Source organism: Alishewanella sp. HL-SH05, from assembly GCF_052655985.1.
In genome coordinates, this window is the sequence record NZ_CP199753.1 from 967,699 (window position 1) to 981,424 (window position 13,726).

Here is a 13,726-nt window from a genome sequence, read left to right on the forward strand (position 1 = left end):
CGGCCGAGTTCCCCCGAGGCTTACTAACCGTAAGGAGCTACAATGCGTCATTACGAAATCGTTTTTATGGTTCACCCTGATCAGAGTGAACAAGTGCCTGGTATGATTGAACGTTACACTGGTTCGATCAAAGAAGCTGGCGGTACTATCCACCGTCTTGAAGATTGGGGCCGTCGTCAACTGGCTTACCCAATCCAAAAGTTACATAAAGCACACTATGTGTTAATGAACGTGGAAGCACCACAGACTGTGATCGATGAGCTGGAAACTAACTTCCGCTACAACGACGCTGTTTTACGTAACCTGGTTATGCGCACTAATGGTGCAGTAATCGAGCCATCACCAATGGCAAAGGTACGTGATGAGCGCCGTGATCGTGCTCCTCGTGAATCTGAAGAGCAAGTAGCAAACGACGAGTAAGTTGTTAATGGACAATTACTTTGTGCTTAGTGGCGCCATATGTCGGCACCCTGAACGCAGTGAGAGTCCGGCGGGTATTCCGCACACTGTATTAACCTTAGAACACCGCAGTATGCAACAAGAGTCGGGGTTAAACCGGCAAGCTTATGTGCGAATGCAGGTTGTTCTTAGCGGTACCGTGTTACAGCAACAAGCTCAGCATTTGACGTTGGGCAATCAGGTTCGGGTGGCAGGTTTTTTAAACCGACATCAGAATCGCAGTGGTCAGGCTAAACTGGTCCTGCATGCGCAACAGATTGAACAATTAAGTTAGGAGACAGACAAATGTCACGTTTTTTCCGTCGCCGTAAATTCTGCCGTTTTTCTGCAGAAGGCACTGTAGAGATTGATTACAAAGATACCGCCGTTCTGAAGAACTACGTTACTGAAAGCGGCAAGATCGTACCTAGCCGTATTACTGGCACTAGCGCTAAATATCAGCGTCAGTTAGCTCGCGCTATCAAGCGTGCGCGTTACCTGGCCCTGTTACCATACAGCGACTCACACAGCTAATACAGAGGGGTATAGACAATGCAAATTATTTTGTTAGACAAAGTCTCGAACCTTGGTGGTTTAGGTGACAATGTAACTGTTAAGTCTGGTTATGCTCGCAACTTCTTATTCCCACAGGGTAAAGCAGTGCCAGCAACTCAGGCTAACATTGAGAAATTTGAAGCACGTCGTGCTGAATTAGAAGCTAAGTTAGCTACTGATTTAGCTGCGGCAACTGAGCGTGCAGCAAAAATCACTGAGCTGGCAGAAGTGACTATCGCTTCTAAAGCGGGTGACGAAGGCAAGCTGTTCGGTTCTATTGGTACTCGTGATATCGCTGATGCGATCACTGAAGCCGGTGTTGCTGTTTCTAAAGCTGAAGTTAAATTACCAAACGGTACTTTACGTGAAACTGGCGAGTTCGAAATCGATCTGCAGTTACACGCTGAAGTTATCGCAACAATCAAAGTTGTTGTGATCGCTGAAGCCTAAGGCATTAAGCACACTGCCCTGCGGCGGTGTGCTTTCCTCTACTCCACGTTCCTGCTTACTATTTTACTCTGCATCACACCTCGCATTACCCTAAGATTTTTTCAGACTTTACTTTGACTTCTGCGCGCTGCAGGTTAGCATGACAGACAGTATTCCGTTATTTCCCCTCGGCAGTTTGAACACCCTATGAGTAACGTAAAAGATAAGCAAGTCGCCGCCATTAAGATGCCGCCGCATTCTATTGAAGCTGAACAGTCTGTGCTTGGTGGCATGATGTTAGACAATGAAGCCTGGGATCGCGTCTCAGAAAAAGTGGTGGAGCAAGACTTCTATTTACGCTCGCACCGTTTTATTTTCAGTGCGATGTCACGCTTAGCTGAAGCTAATCAGCCGATAGACTTAATTACTGTTTCAGAAGCCTTAGAAGCCAATCAACAATTAGATGATATTGGTGGTTTTGCCTACTTGGGCGAAATAGCTAAAAACACGCCCAGTGCCGCCAACATTATGGCCTATGCGGAGATCGTCCGTGAGCGTGCTGTGGTGCGCGACATGATCTCAGTAGCGCATGATATTGCCGATGCCGGCTATGATACGCAAGGGCGTACCAGTGCCGAATTGCTCGACTTTGCCGAAACCAAAGTGTTTAAAATTGCCGAGCAACGCGCCAACGCTAATGAAGGTCCAGAGCCAATTAATAATATTTTGGCGAAGACCATTGATAAAATCGATGCTTTATACCGTAGCCCGCAAACGGGTGTGACGGGGCTTTCTTCGGGTTACACCGATTTAGATAAAATGACCAATGGTTTGCAGCCTTCCGATTTAATTATCGTGGCGGCACGTCCATCGATGGGTAAAACCACCTTTGCGATGAACCTGTGTGAACATGCTGCGATTACCAGTGATAAGCCAGTCTTAATTTTCAGCTTAGAGATGCCCGCCGACCAAATCATGATGCGGATGTTGGCCTCGTTGGGCCGGATCAATCAAACTAAGGTACGCACCGGCCAATTAGAAGATGAAGATTGGGCACGCTTATCATCCGCCATTGAGTTACTCAACAGCAAAGGCAAAATGTATATTGATGATGCATCAGGTTTAACCCCAACAGAAGTGCGTTCGCGGGCACGACGCATTGCCCGAGAGCACGGTGGCCTGAGTATGATCATGGTCGACTATCTGCAGTTAATGACGGTGCCAGGTATGTCAGAAAACCGCACCTTAGAAATTGCTGAAATCTCTCGTTCATTAAAAGCGCTGGCCAAAGAATTAAAAGTGCCGGTGGTGGCCTTGTCGCAGTTGAACCGCTCGTTAGAGCAGCGGGCAGATAAAAGACCGGTAAACTCAGACCTACGTGAATCGGGCTCTATTGAGCAAGATGCCGACTTGATTATGTTTATTTACCGAGATGAAGTGTACAACGATGAAAGCCAAGATAAAGGTTTGGCGGAAATCATCATCGGTAAACAGCGGAATGGCCCCATCGGCAAAGTACGCTTAACCTTTCATGGCCATTACTCGCGCTTTGATAATTATGCCGGCAGTGCTCGTTTTGAGGACGAGTATTAATGAGTCGGCGTCCTGTTGCGCAGATCGATCTGCTGGCGTTACAACAGAATTTACAGCGAGTGAAGCAATTAGCGCCAGACAGTCAGGTGCTCGCAGTATTAAAAGCCAATGCCTATGGTCATGGTTTAGTGAAGGTGGCACAAAAACTGACTGCCGCTGATGCTTTTGCCGTAGCGCGCATTGATGAGGCACTCGCTTTGCGAACCGCGGGTATTGTTAAACCCATAGTGTTGTTAGAAGGGTTTTACGAGGCGGCAGAGTTACCCTTATTATTAGCCAATAACCTGCAAACCATTGTTCATAACGAGCTGCAACTGCAAGCCTTAGAGCAGACCCCGTTAGAAGGCCAATTAAAGGTTTGGCTGAAAATTGATACGGGTATGCACCGTTTGGGCATTGACCCAGCTGAAGTTGATAATGTGTATCGGCGATTGTGGCAATGCTCTAACGTGTTGCCCGGCATTCGTTTGATGAGTCATTTTAGTTGCGCTGATGAACTTGATTCAGCAACCACTTCGAAGCAGCTCGCATTATTTCAACAGCTGTGTGCCGATAAAGCCGAGCAACACAGTTTAGCCAATTCTGCGGCAATTTTAGCCTGGCCTGCCACGCATGGCCAATGGGTTAGACCCGGCTTAATGCTGCATGGTATTTCACCTTTTGTTGGTAAACAGGGGGCGGATCATCAATTGCAGCCTGTGATGCGTTTAAGTAGCCGTTTAATTGCTATCCGTAAGGTTAAGGCAGGTGACACTGTCGGTTATGCTGGGCTTTGGCGAGCAAAAACAGATACTTTTATCGGCGTGATCGCGGTGGGTTATGGTGATGGTTATCCCCGGCATGCGGCCAATGGCACGCCGGTGTGGCTAAATGGCCGTGAAGTGCCTTTAGCAGGTAGGGTATCGATGGATATGATTACCGTTGATTTAGGTCATTTCTGCAAAGATAAGATTGGTGATGAAGCAGTGTTGTGGGGGCCCGAACTAGCGATAGAACGAGTGGCTGCTCAGGCAGAGACTATCGCTTATGAATTGCTGTGTAATATTACGCCACGCGTGCAGTATCAGTATTTAGGTGATAACGGCTGATAGAGCCCAGCCGTTTTAGCGTTCGAGCTATTTATCAAAGGTCACTTCAATATGTACTTTGCCAAAGTCTGAAGTGAACGGCATTAAGATCGTTGGGCCATCGCAGCGATGAGTAATAGTGTGGCTTTTGCCAGAAACAACAATCGGTGTTGCCATGGTAAATTCGTAGCCTTTTTCACCTAACATTCGCTTAGCGCCGCCGGTAACCATGTTCGTGATCTCACCGACCATATCAGTAACATCGGCATCTATTTTTGTTGGCCGCTCGCCTAGCATCCGAAACATAATTTCAATGGCTAACGACTCATCAAAGCTAACCGAAAAAGACCCCTTCATGGTGGGGCCAACCATGCCAATTAAACCAGAGACATCGCCATTTGCAATTTCATTCTTTTTAATGCGAGGCTGTCCAGGCACAATTTTGGTATTGGCCATTGTCGATAACACATTGACCAAAGAGGACAAAAATGGGTTTACGTATTCAACATTCATGTAAATGCCTTTGGGGTTTATACAAGCGTTCGCCTAACACGCAATACTAAGCCTAGAAGTTTTTTTAGTGTAATACAAGCATGATTGCTCGCAAGATACTTAATTTTCACGGCAATTCCGACACTTACCTCTTGCTTCAATGGTTTGATGGTGAATATCAAATCCTTGCAAGGCCGCTTGACGGCTAAATTCGGTTTGCAAAGCGCTAGAATGCAATTCGGTAACATTGCCACACACTTCGCAAATCAGTAACTGTGCAGGGTGGTGTTTTTCAAAATGATGACACAACATGAAGGCGTTGCTAGATTCAATTTTGTGGATAAAACCTTGTTCTGTCAGAAACTCTAAAGCGCGATAGATAGTTGCCGGTTTCGCGGCGGGTTCACTTTGTTTTAACTGCTCTAATAAATCATAAGCACCTTGGCCACCTTGGTTTTCGGCCATTAAACGAAAGACCTTTTCCCGGATCGCGGTAAAGCGCGCGCCATTTTGCACACAGATGGCTTTGGCTCGTGACACTAAACTCTCAGTTGACATACTTAGTCTCCACTCCATTTCTGTTGGCAGTGTACCATATTGCTTGCACACTGCCAGCTTGCGCATGTTGTTAGCTAATGTCATAAGCTTGCTGACAACAACTGCTTTCTGCTTAGGTTTTTGGTATCATTACCGGCAGTTTTATTGGTGAGTCACTCACTCTTTTGTAGAGATAAATAAAAATCTTATGCCTCGATTACCCGCGAAAACGGCAGGGCTGGTTATGCCCTTGTTATTATCTATTATGATGACCTGTATTGTGTCCTTGGTGAGTACGCTAAGTACTCTGGGATGGTCTGCATTTACCTTTACAGGTTGGTTATCCGCTTGGGGTTTGTCTTGGGTAATTGCTTTTCCTACCTTGTTATTGGTAATGCCTATGGTGAAAAAACTCACTAGCTATTTGGTACATGCCTAATTGCGCTGTTAAGAGGACTTCCTGCTTTGACGCTAAAACTGTTACCGCAACGACTCTCTGTTGCCCCCATGCTCGATTGGACCGATCAGCATTGTCGTTATTTTCATCGTTTAATGAGCCAGCATGCAGTGCTGTACACCGAAATGGTCACTACCGGTGCCATTATTCACGGTAAAGGCGATTACCTTGGCTATAACGAACAAGAACATCCGTTGGTATTGCAATTAGGCGGCTCTGTTCCAAAAGATATGGCCACTTGCGCTAAACTGGCGGAACAGCGTGGTTATGATGCAATCAATATTAATGTTGGTTGCCCATCAGATCGCGTGCAAAACGGTATGTTTGGCGCCTGTCTTATGGCACAGCCACAACTAGTAGCTGATTGTGTGAAAGCCATGCAAGATCAGGTTGCGATTCCTATTACAGTAAAAACACGTATTGGTATTGATGATTCAGATGAATATCAATTTTTACAAGATTTTGTGCAAATTGTGGCGGATGCGGGGTGTCAGCAGTTTGTTATCCATGCGCGTAAAGCGTGGTTAAAGGGCTTAAGCCCAAAAGAGAATCGTGAAGTTCCACCGCTTAATTATGGTCGAGTTTATCAGTTAAAACAGGATTTCCCGGCTTTAGATATCAGTATTAACGGCGGTATTAAAACTTTAGCTGAAGCCGCGACACATTTAAAACAACTTGATGGTGTGATGATTGGGCGAGAAGCCTACACTAACCCTTACATGTTGAGCGAAGTGGATGCGCAGCTATATGGCGATGCGCATCCAGTACTTTCACAGCATCAACTCGTGCGGCAGATGTTACCTTATATAGAGCAGCAAATGCAGCAAGGTGCGCGGTTTTGGCATATCGCTAGGCATATGCTCGGGCTATTTCAGGGCTTACCGGGAGCACGTCAGTGGCGACGTTTACTCAGTGAGCAAGGCCATCTCAGCAGCGCGACTCCAACCTTACTTGAAGCGGCTTTGGCCAAAGTACCTGAGTAAGCTAAATCTTAAAAAAGTGGTGATTTTCGCCACTTTTTTTATTTTCAGCTATCGAGTAATCACCTTAGTATTTCGCTGACTTTATTTTTTTATATATAATTCATAGTCTTATGTTTTTTTCTGTTTACTGGCATGGCACTTGAAACAACTTAGGCATGTTCCTGATTCTAGGATGATGCTTAAGCAAGGAGCCGTCTATGCCATTCTTAAATCCGTTAAACCGCCTGTTTAATCATAAGGCAGGTGGCAAATGATGTTATTTCAACATGATACTCTGCTGTTGATTTACCTTATGCCGTTACTTGGCTTTATTTTAGGCATGTTACCGGCTTTAGTGGTGTGGCGCTTTAGCAAGCCTCGTCGCAAAAAAACGCCAACGATTGAGCAAGCTGCACGGATCAAAACCGGATTTACACTGTCGCTATAGTGGTTTTGGTGTAAGATAAAGGCAGGTCAAACCAGCAAGGATCAGTAAGATGCGATATTTTTTCTTTATGTGTTGCAGTGCTTTGTGTTTAGCCAGTGCGGCATTAAGTGCAGCTGAACTGCAGTTAACCCAAGCAGAAGTGCGTGCGCCCTTGCCCGGTCGCACGGTAACGGCAGGTTACTTTCAATTGCAAAATGACTCAACAAAATCCATTGAGTTAGTCTCTGCCAGTAGTCCCGCTTTTGAGGTAATTGAACTACACCAACATATCGAACAAGATGGCATGATGCGCATGGTTGAAGTAGCTAGCATTGAAGTCGATGCCGGTGCGCGCTTGATTTTTGCCCCAGGCGGTTTGCATATGATGATGTTTACGCCAACGCAACCGCTGGTGATTGGTGAAACGGTACCGGTCACTCTTCAATTTAAAGACGGTAGTCAGTTACAGTTTGCATTCCCGTTAGTGGCCATGCCACGCCGATAGGAGAAACCATGAATAAATCTATGATTGGCAGTTGGTCTGCCATTATCTTGTTATTGTTGTTTTGGATGCTCAGTTGGTGGGTCAGTCGAGAGCCTGCCATGGTGTTACCCGCTACTGCAACAAACAGCATGAGTACTGAGCAGCAGCGTGTTGCTGGCTACAGTACCACTACCGCTTTAATTCAAGTGAGTGAAACGCTGTTAAACAAGCCGGGCGGTTATATGGCAAATGATGTCTTACCGCCTTTTAGCTTGCTAGACAATATGCCAGCATGGGAATTTGGTGTACTAGAAATGTCACGTGATCTAGCGCTAGCGTTGCGGAAAGATTTCAGCCGTTCGCAATCCCAATCGGCCGAAAATGCATTTCTTAAAGTGGCGCAGCCTCAATTAAATATTGATCATCAAAGCTGGATGTTACCCAGCGCCGAATCAGAATACCGTAAAGCAATTGAACAGTTTTATATGTATCGGCAAGCTTTAATGGATCCAAAACAGAACGATAGCCAGTTTTATGCTCGCGCGGATAATTTACGCGACTGGCTAAAAAACGTTGAAAAGCGCTTGGGCAGTTATTCGCAACGCTTAAGCGCAAGTGTAGGGCAAGAGCGTTTAAATACGGATTTAGCGGGTGATGCTGCCGCACGTCAATCTACAACGACCCCCGAAAAACAGTGGTTAAAAACCAGTTGGTGGAAATTGGATGATGAATTTTACGAAGCCCGTGGTGCGACCTGGGCGTTATTACAATACCTGCGGGCGATTGAGGTTGATTTTGCTGATGTATTAGAACGTCGTAATGCCATGGTCAGTTTGCAGCAAATTATTCGCGAACTGGAAGCGACACAGCAACCGATTTGGAGCCCTATGGTGTTAAACGGGAGTGGTTTTGGGGTGCTGGCCAATCATAGTTTAGTGATGGCTAATTATATTTCACGCGCTAATGCGGCATTAATTGATTTATCAGAGTTGTTAATACAAGGATAGTAAAATGAAAAAGTGTATGGGTGTATTAGGTTCTTTGTTGTTGCTCAGCACGACAGTGCAAGCAGATACCGTATTAGGTCTCTATGCCGGTGCCGATTACTGGCAAACTCAAGTGAATGGTGGTTTCGCTAATTCTGAGCAAACACAGGCCTTTAACTTTGAAGATGCATCTCAGCAATCTTTTTACTTGGCGTTAGAGCACCCGTTGCCGCTACTGCCTAATTTGCGTATTCAATATCAAACCTTAGAAACACAAGGTAATACACTGCTCAATAGCACTTTTACTTTTGGTGGCGTCAATTACATTCAAGGTACTAACCTAGCCACTGAGCTGGATCTCAGCAGTACGGATTATGTCTTTTACTATGAAGTGTTAGATAATGGCTTAATCACCCTAGATTTAGGTGTCACTGCGAAACATTTAAAAGGCTATGCCGTAGCCCGTTCAGCTTCCGTTGGAACGATCCAAGATATTAACCAAGTTGTGCCGATGCTGTATGTCGATACGCGTATTGGCATCCTCGGTACGGGGTTAGATGTATTTGCAACGGCGAATGCTACGCGCTGGCAAGACAGTCATTTATATGATGCTCAAGCGGGAATTGGCTACCAGCTGGTTGACAATCTGCTGATAGATCTGCGCTTGAAAGTGGGTTATCGCACAGTCGATTTACGCTTGGATGATATCGATGATTTGTACGCCGATTTACAATTTAAAGGCGCTTTTGCCGGCGTAGAATTGCACTTTTAGTTAAAAAAGCCTAAGTATTCTGGTTTGACTTGTTACTATTAGCCTTAAGCCATATAGTAAACGTCTTTATTATGCTTAAAGAGCACGATGTTGACGCAGCTTTTCCGAAATCTTACGCTTATCTATGTCGCCGCCTGCCTTATGTTGGCGGCCGTCTTATTTAGCTGGCAAGTCCGTGTTGCTGATCAACAGGCGCAGCGCCAGCTGCAGCAATATGCCGATCTGTTAAAAATCAGTTTAAGACCCTTGTTATTACAAACGTCGGCTGAGCAACTTAGTTCCCATCTTAATGAATTACAGTTCAGCGCCTTACTACCGATTGCCGCACTCGGCGTCTATCAATCTGATGGCATACAATTAGCCAGCACCGGCGCTTTGACCGCATTACCGTCTAAAATTGAAACGCAAAGTCGGCAATATCAGTTGTTACAAACTGAGCAAGGTCGTGTGGCTTTACAACCGTTGATGATTTGGTCTGCCTCGTCAGGCCAATTTGATCATTTTAAAACGCCCGATGCTTTTCTATTAATCCTACCTGAAACCGCCGAAATTTGGCCGTCAGTGCTGTTACCTCTGAGTATTAGTGGTTTAATTTTTACTGTATTTTTTATGCTAACGTTATGGCTGGTCTATCTTTGGCAACAACAACGTAACCTATGGCTAGATCGCCTGACTGCCGCTGATACCGAAACCCGTGGGCTGTCGAATGTGCCGTCTGACGTACAGGCGTTATTTGACTGGCGTGTGCAGGCAGAGCAACAGCAATCGAGTTTGCAACAGCAGTTAGAGAATGCGGTGCAACAGCAGCAATTATTGCAACAGCAATATACGGCGCAACAACAGCAAAGCAGCGCCTTGACCAAGCAGGCTGACATACTGCGCCAACAAATGTCAGCTTGGTTACAGCACTGTAAATTACTGTGGCAGCGACAAGAGCAATTATCAGTGGCAGTGTTTCAAACGTTATTGCGGTTGCATTTTTTGTATGGTCTCTTTCAGTTTAATCCGCGTAGTTTAAAAAAGGATCCGTTATCGCTGGTGCATTGGTTACCGCAACAGTTCGGCGCTTTGCATAAGATCCTGGCACAAGGAACCAGTATTGATTGGGTAGAAGGCCCAGATAATATAAATTTTGATGTATTGTTAGACGAGGAAGTGCTACAAGCCAGTTTACAAGCGATGTTGTTGTTGGCGGTACGCTCTGAGAATACTCAGCGTATTTTGTGCCGAGTGACCTTAGAAGCCACAGCGCAGCCTCATCTGCTGCTGCATCTGAGCTGTGATGGCAATGGTTTACCTGCGCATATTATCGAGCATATCAGCCAGGCCAAATCGTCAAACTGGCAGTGGCGCGATGTGGATGTAGCCCTATTACAATTGATGGCTAAGTTGTTACAGGCTGAGTTACAGGTACAATCATTAGAAGAGCTCGGCTCAAGTATTCGTTTGCGTTTTCCGGTTGCGCTTCAAGGGGTGACCTATAGTAGTCCTGTGGATCGCTTACTGGTGTTTGATCAAGATAGCGACAGGCTACAGGGTCGTTTAGCAGGCTTAGCTAGCCAAGCGGTGCAGGTAAGTGCTTGCAGTCATTTTTCCGAGTTAAAACGCAAATTAGAGCAGACAGCGCCACAGCGGTTATTAATGTTTTTGCCGGCAGAACAACCCAATGAAGCGTGGCAGCAATTAATTTCCTCTTATCAAGCCAGTATTAACATACAAGCTTTTGCTCCAGAGTTAACGTTATCGCATTGGCAAGCACTATTGCCTTGCATAGCGAGTGCAGAATTTAGTTTGATGATGCTACAGCAACACGCTGTCGAGGTGTTAAAAAGCCAGCGGCATAAAAGTTTATTAGTGGTCGACGACAATGAAACGAACCAAGCTTTTATTAATATCCTGCTGCAAAACAAGCCGGTGCAGCTCGCTTCAGCTTTAACCGGTAAGCAGGTGTTACAGCTGTGCTTGCATCAGCAATTTGATATGATTTTATTAGATATTCGTTTGCCTGATATGTCGGGTATCGAAGTAGCGAAACAGTTGCGAGCTTTACCCGGATATCAACATACACCCATATTAGCGTTTACCGCGCATGCGTTGCCGGCAGAAATTGCCGAATTTAAAAAAGCGGGTATGGATGATATCTTGTTAAAGCCGTTAGAACCGAGTAAATTTGCAGCACTGTTAGCGCATTATCAGCTACATTAAAAATCTAAGCTATGCGCATACCTATTAGGGGATTAGCAGCACGCCCTTTGCAGTTAGGAAGCGGTTAAATTAGCAGGACGTTAATATAAAGGTTGGCCGATGATACAAAATAACGCAGATGAAGGATTTCTGTTTTTAGCAGACGATGAGCATGCGCCGACTACACCGTTGCATGAACTTGATGTTTGGCATCTGTTGATCGTCGATGACGATGAAGAAATCCACACCGTAACCAAACTGGCGCTGAATGATTTGATCGTGCTAGGTAAGCGTTTGCAATTTCATCATGCCTTCTCCGGGCAGCAAGCCATCGATTTTTTACTGAAACAGCCTGATACAGCGTTGGTTTTACTCGATGTGGTGATGGAGACCGATGACGCCGGTTTACAGGTCGTGCGGCGTATTCGAGACGAATTGCGTATGGATGAGTTACGTATTGTCTTGCGCACCGGTCAGCCAGGTTATGCGCCTGAAGAAAGTGTTATCAAAGAATACGATATCAACGACTACAAAACGAAAACAGAACTGACCCGCAGCAAACTGGTTACCTCGATTATTTCTTCCATTCGTTCCTATCAGCAAATTAAAACCATTAATCAAAATCGCCTTGGTTTACAAAAAATCATCAGTGCCGGTGCCAATTTGCTGGAACAGCATTCATTACATGAATTCTCTGAAGGCGTGGTCACGCAAATTTCTTCGTTAATTGGCTTGCACGCTGAAGGTGTTTTGTGTGCGCAGATTGAAGATGACGGCTCGGCAAGTGATCGTATTTATGTATTGGGTGCGGCCGGGCATTACGCGCCTTACATTAAATGCCAATTAGAACGCTTAGAGAATAAACGGATTGTTGAGCAAATTAATCTGTGTCTATTGAGTAAACGGCATATCTTCACGGAACGTGACACCGTTTTATATTTAGGCAACGAGAAACACAATGCCGCCGTTTATATTGAAACCAATCGACCTATTGATACCGCGGATCAGCAACTTATCGAAGTATTTTTAACCAATATCTCGATTGGTTATGAGAATGTCGCTTTATTCCAACAATTAAGACATGCGGCCTACATTGACCCGTTAACCAAAACGCCGAATCGTAATGAGTTTATTCAAATCTTGCAGGATACGCGACGGTTTGAACCCGACAATATGGTTGCCGTACTGGTGGATATTGATCATTTCTCAGATGTGAATGATGGCCTGGGTCAAGAGGTGGGTAATGAACTGTTGGTTGCTGTTACGCTGCGCTTGATCGAATATTTTGGCATTAGCTGTCAGTTAGGCCGGGTGGGGGCGGATGTCTTCGCCTTAGTGGGCCCAGAAGACCAGTTAACCCCCACGCGGTTAAAAGCGGTATTCAGTTCGCCATTTCAAGCGTTTGAGCATAGCCTGCAAGTTAATGCTACCTTTGGTATTTGCCGTTTACGCGACTCGGGTGAGCAGGGCATGGTCATTATGAAGCATGTTTATATTGCGCTGAATAAAGCTAAAAAGACTTTGGGAGTGCACCATCAATATTACGAGCCTTCGATGGAGGATGAAGTTAGTAATCGCTTAAACATGTTGCGTAAGCTCAGAGCCGACTTTGCTCTAGATAAATTGGAGTTATGGTATCAGCCGCAACTGTGTATCAAAACGCAAAAAGTAGTTGGAATGGAAGCCTTATTACGTTGGCCTCATCAGCCGAATCAATATATTTCACCGGCCGTGTTTATTCCATTGGCGGAGTATTCAGGGTTGATTGTAGATATTGGTTTATGGGTGCTAGAACAGGCTTGTCAGCAATTAAAGCGCTTAGCTGAGGTCGATTATACTAATCTGCGAATTGCCGTAAATGTGTCGATGCCACAATTTCGTTCAGCACAGTTTGTGCCTTCGGTTATCGAAACCATTCAGCGTTATCAGGTTGCGCCACATCTGTTAGAACTGGAAATCACCGAATCGGTGGTGATGGACGAACCGAATAGGGTGATCAGTGCATTACAAAAGCTGAAAAGCTTTGGTATTAAGGTCGCGATAGATGATTTTGGTATCGGCTTTTCGTCGTTAAGTTATTTACAACAATTACCGCTGGATCGCATTAAAGTAGACAGGGCTTTCATTAATGCAATTGATCAGCAAGATGGTGGCTTAATTGCTGAAACCATTATCAATTTAGGTAAGCGTATTGGCTTACAAACCATTGCTGAAGGCGTAGAAACGGCAGAGCAGTTGGCGGTGATTACTCAAATGCAGTGTGATGAAGTTCAAGGTTATTTCTTCGCTAAACCATTACCACATGCTGAATTAATGGCTTACTTAGCAGAAAATTAATGCAGT

At 45.2% G+C, this 13,726-nt stretch carries 16 protein-coding genes; 14 read left to right on the top strand and 2 right to left on the bottom strand.

Annotated elements, in window-relative coordinates; all coding sequences use genetic code 11:
• The first annotated feature begins 42 nt into the window (after positions 1-42).
• The 6 genes from rpsF to alr all read left to right on the top strand — a co-directional run bounded on the left by rpsF (position 43) and on the right by alr (position 4,103).
• Positions 43-420 (top strand): 30S ribosomal protein S6, encoded by a 378-nt coding sequence (gene rpsF, locus ACUJFL_RS04375; protein WP_226749521.1) that lies wholly within the window; start codon positions 43-45, stop codon positions 418-420.
• Between the two features lie 7 nt (positions 421-427).
• Positions 428-733, top strand: a complete 306-nt coding sequence (gene priB, locus ACUJFL_RS04380) for a primosomal replication protein N (protein WP_226749522.1) — start codon at positions 428-430, stop codon at positions 731-733.
• Between the two features lie 11 nt (positions 734-744).
• Positions 745-972 (top strand): 30S ribosomal protein S18, encoded by a 228-nt coding sequence (rpsR, locus tag ACUJFL_RS04385; protein WP_008218940.1) that lies wholly within the window; start codon positions 745-747, stop codon positions 970-972.
• Between the two features lie 18 nt (positions 973-990).
• Positions 991-1,443 carry a 50S ribosomal protein L9 gene (rplI, locus tag ACUJFL_RS04390; protein WP_226749523.1) on the top strand — a complete coding sequence of 151 codons (453 nt, stop codon included), beginning with the start codon at positions 991-993 and terminating at the stop codon, positions 1,441-1,443.
• 186 nt (positions 1,444-1,629) lie between these two features.
• Positions 1,630-3,015, top strand: a complete 1,386-nt coding sequence (dnaB, locus tag ACUJFL_RS04395) for a replicative DNA helicase (RefSeq protein ID WP_226749954.1) — start codon at positions 1,630-1,632, stop codon at positions 3,013-3,015.
• Entirely contained in the window at positions 3,015-4,103 is a 1,089-nt protein-coding gene (gene alr, locus ACUJFL_RS04400) for an alanine racemase (RefSeq protein ID WP_226749524.1), read from the top strand. Before dnaB ends, alr begins: the two co-directional genes overlap by 1 nt.
• A 27-nt stretch (positions 4,104-4,130) precedes the next feature.
• On the opposite strand, the gene ACUJFL_RS04405 is transcribed toward alr, so the two are convergent.
• Both ACUJFL_RS04405 and ACUJFL_RS04410 read right to left on the bottom strand, forming a co-directional pair.
• Positions 4,131-4,595, bottom strand: coding sequence for a chemotaxis protein CheX (locus ACUJFL_RS04405; protein WP_226749525.1), 465 nt, complete (start codon positions 4,593-4,595; stop codon positions 4,131-4,133).
• Between the two features lie 99 nt (positions 4,596-4,694).
• The gene (locus ACUJFL_RS04410) at positions 4,695-5,132 is read right to left on the bottom strand and encodes a transcriptional repressor (protein WP_226749526.1); all 438 of its coding nucleotides are present in this window, start codon (positions 5,130-5,132) and stop codon (positions 4,695-4,697) included.
• A gap of 187 nt (positions 5,133-5,319) precedes the next feature.
• On the opposite strand from ACUJFL_RS04410, the gene ACUJFL_RS04415 reads away from it, so the two are divergent.
• The 8 genes from ACUJFL_RS04415 (at position 5,320) to ACUJFL_RS04450 (ending at position 13,720) form a co-directional block, all read left to right on the top strand.
• A complete protein-coding gene (locus ACUJFL_RS04415; RefSeq protein ID WP_445428596.1) occupies positions 5,320-5,550 on the top strand; it encodes a DUF2798 domain-containing protein in 231 nt (76 codons plus the stop codon).
• 26 nt (positions 5,551-5,576) lie between these two features.
• Positions 5,577-6,551, top strand: coding sequence for a tRNA dihydrouridine(20/20a) synthase DusA (gene dusA, locus ACUJFL_RS04420; protein ID WP_306177108.1), 975 nt, complete (start codon positions 5,577-5,579; stop codon positions 6,549-6,551).
• 250 nt (positions 6,552-6,801) lie between these two features.
• A complete protein-coding gene (locus tag ACUJFL_RS04425; protein WP_236128752.1) occupies positions 6,802-6,978 on the top strand; it encodes a hypothetical protein in 177 nt (58 codons plus the stop codon).
• A 49-nt stretch (positions 6,979-7,027) separates the two neighbouring features.
• Entirely contained in the window at positions 7,028-7,462 is a 435-nt protein-coding gene (locus tag ACUJFL_RS04430) for a copper chaperone PCu(A)C (protein WP_226749530.1), read from the top strand.
• An 8-nt stretch (positions 7,463-7,470) separates the two neighbouring features.
• Complete coding sequence (locus ACUJFL_RS04435) at positions 7,471-8,448, top strand: DUF2333 family protein (protein ID WP_306177107.1); 978 nt, start codon at positions 7,471-7,473, stop codon at positions 8,446-8,448.
• 4 nt (positions 8,449-8,452) lie between these two features.
• Entirely contained in the window at positions 8,453-9,199 is a 747-nt protein-coding gene (locus tag ACUJFL_RS04440; RefSeq protein WP_445428597.1) for a TIGR04219 family outer membrane beta-barrel protein, read from the top strand.
• Positions 9,200-9,286: 87 nt separating this feature from the next.
• Positions 9,287-11,404: a response regulator gene (locus tag ACUJFL_RS04445; RefSeq protein WP_445428598.1), complete on the top strand. Its 2,118-nt coding sequence runs from the start codon at positions 9,287-9,289 to the stop codon at positions 11,402-11,404.
• Positions 11,405-11,503: 99 nt separating this feature from the next.
• Entirely contained in the window at positions 11,504-13,720 is a 2,217-nt protein-coding gene (locus ACUJFL_RS04450) for a two-component system response regulator (RefSeq protein WP_445428599.1), read from the top strand.
• Positions 13,721-13,726 lie beyond the last annotated feature (6 nt).

What these genes read in the sequence shown, in the direction of transcription:
- ACUJFL_RS04445 (WP_445428598.1), top strand. Translation starts at nt 9,287, where the DNA reads ATGTTGACGCAGCTTTTCCGAAATCTTACGCTTATCTATGTCGCCGCC.
- ACUJFL_RS04415 (WP_445428596.1), top strand. Translation starts at nt 5,320, where the DNA reads ATGCCTCGATTACCCGCGAAAACGGCAGGGCTGGTTATGCCCTTGTTA.
- ACUJFL_RS04405 (WP_226749525.1), bottom strand. Translation starts at nt 4,595, where the DNA reads ATGAATGTTGAATACGTAAACCCATTTTTGTCCTCTTTGGTCAATGTG.
- rpsF (WP_226749521.1), top strand. Translation starts at nt 43, where the DNA reads ATGCGTCATTACGAAATCGTTTTTATGGTTCACCCTGATCAGAGTGAA.
- ACUJFL_RS04450 (WP_445428599.1), top strand. Translation starts at nt 11,504, where the DNA reads ATGATACAAAATAACGCAGATGAAGGATTTCTGTTTTTAGCAGACGAT.
- ACUJFL_RS04410 (WP_226749526.1), bottom strand. Translation starts at nt 5,132, where the DNA reads ATGTCAACTGAGAGTTTAGTGTCACGAGCCAAAGCCATCTGTGTGCAA.
- rpsR (WP_008218940.1), top strand. Translation starts at nt 745, where the DNA reads ATGTCACGTTTTTTCCGTCGCCGTAAATTCTGCCGTTTTTCTGCAGAA.
- dnaB (WP_226749954.1), top strand. Translation starts at nt 1,630, where the DNA reads ATGAGTAACGTAAAAGATAAGCAAGTCGCCGCCATTAAGATGCCGCCG.
- priB (WP_226749522.1), top strand. Translation starts at nt 428, where the DNA reads ATGGACAATTACTTTGTGCTTAGTGGCGCCATATGTCGGCACCCTGAA.
- ACUJFL_RS04435 (WP_306177107.1), top strand. Translation starts at nt 7,471, where the DNA reads ATGAATAAATCTATGATTGGCAGTTGGTCTGCCATTATCTTGTTATTG.
- ACUJFL_RS04425 (WP_236128752.1), top strand. Translation starts at nt 6,802, where the DNA reads ATGATGTTATTTCAACATGATACTCTGCTGTTGATTTACCTTATGCCG.
- ACUJFL_RS04440 (WP_445428597.1), top strand. Translation starts at nt 8,453, where the DNA reads ATGAAAAAGTGTATGGGTGTATTAGGTTCTTTGTTGTTGCTCAGCACG.
- rplI (WP_226749523.1), top strand. Translation starts at nt 991, where the DNA reads ATGCAAATTATTTTGTTAGACAAAGTCTCGAACCTTGGTGGTTTAGGT.
- alr (WP_226749524.1), top strand. Translation starts at nt 3,015, where the DNA reads ATGAGTCGGCGTCCTGTTGCGCAGATCGATCTGCTGGCGTTACAACAG.
- ACUJFL_RS04430 (WP_226749530.1), top strand. Translation starts at nt 7,028, where the DNA reads ATGCGATATTTTTTCTTTATGTGTTGCAGTGCTTTGTGTTTAGCCAGT.